The following is a 6,992-nucleotide window of genomic DNA, read 5'->3' as shown; positions in this document are numbered from 1 at the left end:
CAGCGGCATCAGGGGCTATAACTAACGCAGGGGTGTAACAAAAGTCAAGAGAGGTTTAACCCGTTACGTTAATGCTCTCATCCAGACTGTCCCATAGATTTGCGTTGCAATGGGTCGAATTCCCACCTCGAGGGAGCCTTAGAATGAGAGGCGCGCCCCCGATTCGGGCGTTACATGAAAGGGAAAAGTTTGTAGCATAGAGTACACTTTGCTAACACGGCCCCCTATCCGGGCGGGGGCCACCCCCCTGAACGAGCAGCAGATCGCACACCCGGTGGAAGCTAGGGACCAGGCGAGCTTTTGAAAGGCTTAATGATCCGGAAGAGGGCTTAATTTTGTCAGGCAAACTGCGCTGCTACTGCTATAGCTACATCAACGGCCCTTTGCACGGCCTGATCTTTGGCCTCCAACACGGGCTGTTCGGTGCGGGTACGTTGTGCGATGACCCCGCAGATGCAGGCTGCGGCAAACCCATAGACGTTGCCCATCTTGAACAGGGTTCCGGCCTCCATTTCATAATTGATCACCCTCAGGTGGCGGTACTCCTCGGTGATGCCCTGCAGGGTTCGCAGCAAATATGGATTGGCCGAACCGGTGCGCTCCTGCCCTTCATAAAAAGTGTCCACCGAAGCCGTAACTCCCAGCGCATACCCAATGCCCATCCTCCTGGCAGCCTCTACCAGAGCCACCGTGAGGAAAGGGTCGGCGCTGGCCGGGTACTCGGGTGGAGCAATGTCGTTGGCGGCACCCTGGCGGCACAGAGCCGCCTTGGAAATGGCTACACTTCCTGGTAAGACCTCATCCTGGATGGAACCACAGGTGCCCACCCGAATGATGGTGCGAATGCCCACCTGCACCAGTTCGTTCACCACAATGCTCAGGCTGGGCGCTCCCATGCCACTGGTGGCCGACATGACCGGCCGCCCATTCGGCAAAAACCCCAGATAGCTGTTCAATCCACGGTTCTCCGAAAGGGTTTTGGTCTGACTCAGGCGGGTCTGCGCTATCAGGGTAGCGCGGCCTGGATCCCCGCTCAGGATTGCCAGGGTAGGGGGGGTGTTGCCAAGGTCTTCAGGCCCAAAGCCGAGGTGATAAAAGTCTGCCATGGGTTCATTATGCGGCATACGACACTATGATCGGCCCTATTCCCTGGAGGGTAGCGTAATCTTTCCGGCAACCGCGTTTCGCCGGGCACCCGTGGTCTGTCTGAGAATATTGGGCAGTTCCAGGTAACGCAGATACCCCAGTACCGCAAAACAAAGTGCCTCCCGGTGCTTGGAGTCGTAGCCTTTTTCCTCAAAGGTATATACCGGAACCGGTAGAAGGGTCTTGAGGTATTGCATGAGGGTGGAGTTATAGGCCCCCCCACCCGCTACCCAGACTTCATCCAGCCCGTAAGGGAGTACAAAATCCTGGTAGGCCCTGGCGATGGAATGAGCGGTGAACTCGGTCAGGGTGGCGAGCAGTTTTTGGGGGGGTAGGGCTGCGTCCTCGTCCAGCATTTCCAGATTCCAGATTTCGCGGCCCGTGGATTTGGGGGGCCTGCGAGCAAAGTAGGGGTGCGTGAGCCAGCGTTCCACCAGCAACAGGTCAGGCCTGCCAGAAGCCGCAATTTTCCCGCCCGTGTCCTGGTTCAAACCCAATCGTCCTGCGGCTTCGTCTAGCAGGGCATTGCCGGGACCCGTATCGAAGGCCTGGACTTTTTCGGGGTGCAGGTCGGCAGGCAGGTAGGTCAGGTTGGAGATGCCCCCAATGTTGTGGATGGCCCGACTGACCCCCTTTTCCCCATAGAGCAGCAGATCGGGGTAGGGCACGAAGGGGGCAGCCTCTCCGCCCAGGGCCAGATCCGAGGGTCGAAAATCGGAAACCACCGGTACTCCCAGGGCCTCGGCTAGATAGGCTGGCTCGCCAAGCTGCAAAGTGGCGTGTGGGGGCTCGTGCCAGACGGTTTGTCCGTGGGAAACCACCAGATCGGTCTGGCCTTTGAAATCAGCGGCAGCATCCGCATAGAAGCGACCCATGGTGTGGTGCAACAAGGCCACCTCACGGGTGAGGGCCTGCGACTTCAGGGTACGGATAATCTGGGCTCGCAGTTCGGCAGGGAAGAGGGCTTCTTTGTGATGAAGCACCCGCCACTTGAGCACTGGAGGCCGACCCTCCAGCTCGGCCAGCACCAGATCCACTGCGTCTACCGAAGTACCGGACATCAGACCCAACACGCGCATTACCTCAACTCTACCGTGATTTGAGCGTTGTCACGGTTTCTTGCCGATACTGGACTCCCGGTAATCCCGCAGGCCGGCCGAGACTTGTAGCCGGGTCTAACTTTGCACCTGCCAGGTACGGCAGATCCAGGTGCCTCTGGGCGGTATACACTGGGGAAGAGATGCTCGAGCAAGCCTCCCGTTTGGTTCAACAGGCCATTGAGTCGGGTCGAATTCCAGGGGCTGCTTTGGGATGGGTGCACCTGGATGGGTCTATTGAAATGTCTTGTGGGGGGGTCAAGCACCTGCAAAAGCCGGGAGCGATAGACCCTGATACGCTTTTTGACCTGGCCAGTCTGACCAAAGTGCTCTTTACCGTCCCCCAGGTACTCCACCTGGTTGAGGAAGGACGGGCTGACCTGGACGACCCTCTGTCGCGCTTCATGCCCGAGTTGGCCTGGATGCAGGGGAGCGAACTACCGGGGCGTACCCTGCGCCAACTCCTGAACCATGTGTCGGGTTTGCCGGGCTGGGAGGCCATTTATACCTGGGGCGGGGAGACCCGTACCCTCGAGCACCGCGTCTTGCAGCACCGCTGGGAGGTGGGGCCGGTGGGAGCGCATGTGTACTCAGACATCGGCTATATCCTGTTGGGGCTGGTGTTGGAGCGGGTTCGGGGACAGGGCCTGGGGGCATTTCAACTCCCGGAGGGACTGATGTTCAACCCCTCCAACCCCGATAATTGCGCCGCTACCGAGCAAGACCCCTGGCGTGGACGGGTGTTACAGGGGGAGGTGCACGATGAAAACTGCTTTGCCCTGGGAGGAGCCACCGGACATGCCGGACTTTTTGGCAGCCTGAGGGGGATTCTGGCCTATGTCCATCGGCTGATGCAAGGTCAGGTGCTTTCCCCGGCGGCCCTGGCGGAGATGCGCCGTCCGCAGCATGCCGAGCGGGCGCTGGGCTGGCTGATTCCATCCCCACCCTATTGTGGGGGCAGCCTGTGCAGCCGCCAGACCCTGGGCCATACCGGGTTTACCGGAACCGGAGTCTGGATGGACTTTGAACGGGGCTATGCCTGGGTTTTGCTCACCAATCGGGTACACCCCAGCCGACACCAGGAGACGGGCATCGTCGAGTTGCGCCGGGCGGTAGGGAACTTAATTGCCGCGGCCTGGAAGGGCTGAAAAACGCAATTCAACCAGATAACCCGCAGGGTGAAACCAGCAATTCAGTCCAGAACCTCCTCTGCGGGGCAGTTCTCGAGAATACCTTGCCGCAAGAGGGCAATCACGGGCAAGGCGACCACCAGGAGCAGCATCAAAGACAATAAACCTTCCACAAGGTCAGATTAGGTTGGGTTGGTCAGACCAGGGTCAGTGTGGGTTTGACCAAACATCAGGAGGCTTCGTCTTTGCTGGGGTTCTTCGACAGGGTGCGCTGACTGGCTTTGATACCTGCTTCAAAATCAATTTCCATGGGGGGTTTGTCGTCCATATCTACAAATACCGAGGGGTTGTACGGTTGAGAATTATGGGTGTCGGAGGTTGGACTGGCACCGGACTGGCCCAGTCTGCCCAGGTAGTAAACCCCAACCCCAACCAGAACAAAAAGCCCCAAGAGCGCCACCAGCCACACCCAAGACATATAGCCCTATGCTACCGCAGGTAGGCCGGAAAGACTGCCTGCGCCTGGTCAAATGCAGCGTCTACCGAAGGTTTTAAGCAGAAAAATTGTCAACCCAAACCGCGAAATCGCTGTCGCACCGAGCAAAGAGGAACCTTTTGCAGTACACAAAGACATTTTCTGCACAACCGACGGCCCACCGGTCAGCAAAAAGATGCCGCCTGGCAAGAACCGTTCCTCGGAATGACACGCTCTCCTTCCCTGCGTTAGCAACCGCGAAACCGCCTTTCTTGTGCGGGCCCAGCGGTCAAATGACCTCACGGAAGCCGATGGCCTCGGCCCTGGCTTGGAGTTCGCGCTTCAGGAGGGCGTGTTGGGGTTTGTCCAGGTAGGGGTCGGCCTCCAGGATCGCCCTGGCCAGCTCCCGACTCCGCTCGATAATTTCCTGGTCGGTGGCCAGGTCGCCCAGCCGCAGGTCGGGCATCCCCGACTGACGCACCCCCCGCAGCTCACCAGGGCCGCGCAGTTCCAGATCCTTCTCGGCGATATAGAAGCCGTCGGTGGATTCCTCGATGACCCGCAGGCGGCTCAGCGTGCGTTTGGAGGTCTCGCCGGCAATCAGAATGCAGTAGGCCTCCAGGCCCCCCCGCCCCACCCGCCCGCGCAACTGGTGAAGCTGGGCCAGCCCGAAGCGCTCAGCGTTTTCAATGATCATCAGGGTAGCCTGGGGAATATCCACCCCTACCTCAATTACGGTGGTCGAGACCAGCAGATCGAAGGCTCCGTGTTTGAAGCGTTCCATCACCGCGTCTTTTTCATCGGACTTCATCCGGCCGTGCAGCAGGTCAATGCGCACGTCGGGTAGGAGGGTTTCCAACTCCTCGCGCAGCCGGGTGGCGGCGGCCAGCTCGGCAGTGGCCTCCGACTCGCCCTCCTCAATCATCGGTGTGACCACAAAAACCCGGTGCCCTTTCTGGATTTCCTGCCGGGCGAAGGCGTAGGCCTGGGTTCGGGTTTTCTGGGTCAGGATTTTGGTCTTGATCGGGGTACGGCCCGGGGGTAGCTCGTCAATCTGCGAGACCTCGAGGTCGCCGTACAGGGTCAGCGCCAGCGAACGCGGGATGGGAGTAGCCGACATCACCAGCACATCCGGGCGCTGCCCCAGCAGCCTGCGCCGCTGCATCACCCCAAAGCGGTGCTCCTCGTCAATCACCGCCAGGCCCAGATCGCGGAACTCCACCCCCTCCTGAATCAGGGCATGGGTGCCCACCACCACCTGGGTCTCGCCATTCTTGAGCCGCTCCTGCACACCCCTTTTTTCACCACCTGTCATCGAACCCACCAGCAAATCCACCAAAACCCCCAGCGGGTATAGATAACGGATCAGGTTGTCGAAGTGTTGTTTAGCCAGAATCTCGGTGGGGGCCATCAGGGCGCCCTGGGCCTGGTTCTGGGCTGCTACATAGAGCGCTGCGGCGGCCACTGCGGTTTTGCCCGAGCCCACATCCCCCTGCACCAGCCGGGCCATCTGCCGCTCGGACTGCATATCGGCCAGAATTTCGTTCAGCACCCGCTCCTGGGCACCTGTCAGGGTGAAAGGAAGCGCAGAGCGAAAGCGCTGCACCATCTCCGGCGCGACCCTGAACATCCGGCCCAGGAGCGCCGAGCCGCCCGACTGGATCATCACCTTGAGTTCTAAGAGCAAGAACTCGTCGAACTTGAGGCGGTAGAGGGCCTGCTCGAGGTTCTTCTCAGCATCGGGGAAGTGGGCCTGGCGCAGGGCAAAATCCAGGCTGGGGAGCAACGGCTTGCTGCCCTCCGGAACGACTTGCTCCAGCGCGTCGGGGATTTGCGGAAAAGCCTCGAGGGCCCGCCAGGCTGCCCGGCGCAGGAACGCCTGTCCAATGCCCTCTTTGGCTGGATAGACCGGCACGATGCGCCCGGTGGAGAGCGATTCGCCGCCTTCGTCCTCGAAATACTCGACCATCATCGAGAGACTGCCGCCGCGTTTTTGTACCCGGCCGGTTAGCACAATGCTGGCTCCTTCCGGCATCTGCTTCAGTACCCAGGGCTGGTTGAACCAGACCCCCGTAAACTTCCAGCCCCAGGCATCCAGAAAGCGCACCTGTACCAGTTGCAGCCCTTTTTTGGCGGTCTTGACCAGTTCACGGCTCAGAACCTTACCCACCACCGTGGCTTTGGCCCCATCCTCCACCTCGCGCACCCCTTGCAGGGTGCGGCGGTCTTCGTAGCGGCGGGGGTAGCTGTGCAGCAGATCGCGCACCACCCGGATGCCCAGTTCGGCCAGCTTTTTCTTGCCGCCTGTCCCAAGGTTCAGGGCTTCGATGGGGGTGTCAAAGTGGATGTCGGGGGTCGAGGATCGAGGGTCGAGGGCGGGTGACGAACCAGGGGAGCGGGGGGGCGGGGGAGCCAGGAGGCTACTGGAAGCGGATGCCTGCTCACCCAGTAATTCGATGGCCTTTTCCAGCTGCACTTTGCGTAGCTCCAGATCCATCTGACGATAACCCGCCAGTGCTTTGCCCACCTCGGGGAAGGGATGGCCCAGGTTCTCGAGTAGCTTCTCCAGGCCCCCCGCCACCACCCGGTCGTGGGCGCCATCCGTGAGTTCGCGCAGGATCGGACGGAGCAACCGGGCTTTGAGCTCTTCGCGGGTCACGGCTTCCTCAACTTATTGTACCCAGGGGATTGGAGGCAATCGAGAACTGCGTAAGCCCTTATCCTGAATTAGGAAAACACTGGGGTGTCCTCCTGAGCCCTTCGATCACCCTTCGACGACGCTCAGGGCCAGACTCAGGGCAGGCTCAACACCCCACGGAAGGGTCTGAGGGGCTGTACTGCCCGGACGTAAGCGCACCGGTTTCTTCGGTCTGACGGCCTCAGAATGACCCTTCGGTATCCAGCTCCACGGTGGTGCTAAGAGCCTGCCGGTTCTGGAAGGGGTGATCCTCGAGATACATCCCCAGGCCAGGCTGGAAGCTGGCCATGGGTCAGCAAGGCTACCGGGCTGCCCACTGGTTGAAAGGTCATGGTCTGGGGGTGGTCAACTCGTATACTTGGGCGATATGGCTTTATCCCGGTTCGAAATTCTGCCCAATGGACTGACGCTGGAAGACGCCTGTAAATTTGCCAAAATGGCAGAAG

Annotated in this window: 5 protein-coding genes; 1 reads left to right on the top strand and 4 read right to left on the bottom strand. The window is 60.2% G+C overall.

The genetic code is table 11. The features are described from left to right. Positions 1-338: 338 nt before the first annotated feature. On the bottom strand, positions 339-1,106 hold the full coding sequence (locus Q0288_RS16005) for a nucleoside phosphorylase (protein ID WP_299432666.1): 768 nt from the start codon (positions 1,104-1,106) through the stop codon (positions 339-341). A gap of 36 nt (positions 1,107-1,142) precedes the next feature. Then, positions 1,143-2,225: an anhydro-N-acetylmuramic acid kinase gene (locus Q0288_RS16000; protein WP_299432663.1), complete on the bottom strand. Its 1,083-nt coding sequence runs from the start codon at positions 2,223-2,225 to the stop codon at positions 1,143-1,145. A 161-nt stretch (positions 2,226-2,386) separates the two neighbouring features. On the opposite strand from Q0288_RS16000, the gene Q0288_RS15995 reads away from it, so the two are divergent. Then, positions 2,387-3,391: a serine hydrolase domain-containing protein gene (locus Q0288_RS15995; protein WP_299432661.1), complete on the top strand. Its 1,005-nt coding sequence runs from the start codon at positions 2,387-2,389 to the stop codon at positions 3,389-3,391. 211 nt (positions 3,392-3,602) lie between these two features. Here Q0288_RS15995 and Q0288_RS15990 read toward each other — a convergent pair whose 3' ends face one another. Next, positions 3,603-3,851, bottom strand: a complete 249-nt coding sequence (locus Q0288_RS15990) for a hypothetical protein (RefSeq protein WP_299432658.1) — start codon at positions 3,849-3,851, stop codon at positions 3,603-3,605. A 286-nt stretch (positions 3,852-4,137) separates the two neighbouring features. After that, positions 4,138-6,507 carry an ATP-dependent DNA helicase RecG gene (gene recG / locus Q0288_RS15985; RefSeq protein ID WP_299432655.1) on the bottom strand — a complete coding sequence of 790 codons (2,370 nt, stop codon included), beginning with the start codon at positions 6,505-6,507 and terminating at the stop codon, positions 4,138-4,140. Positions 6,508-6,992: the final 485 nt, after the last annotated feature.

The organism is uncultured Meiothermus sp., assembly GCF_937863175.1.
Lineage (GTDB): Bacteria > Deinococcota > Deinococci > Deinococcales > Thermaceae > Meiothermus.
The sequence above is the reverse complement of the archived record's forward strand: the minus strand, read 5'-3'. Positions and strand labels throughout refer to the sequence as shown.

Coding starts and splice junctions, on each gene's coding strand:
- Q0288_RS16005 (WP_299432666.1), bottom strand. CDS start 1,106: ATGGCAGACTTTTATCACCTCGGCTTTGGGCCTGAAGACCTTGGCAAC.
- Q0288_RS16000 (WP_299432663.1), bottom strand. CDS start 2,225: ATGCGCGTGTTGGGTCTGATGTCCGGTACTTCGGTAGACGCAGTGGAT.
- Q0288_RS15995 (WP_299432661.1), top strand. CDS start 2,387: ATGCTCGAGCAAGCCTCCCGTTTGGTTCAACAGGCCATTGAGTCGGGT.
- Q0288_RS15990 (WP_299432658.1), bottom strand. CDS start 3,851: ATGTCTTGGGTGTGGCTGGTGGCGCTCTTGGGGCTTTTTGTTCTGGTT.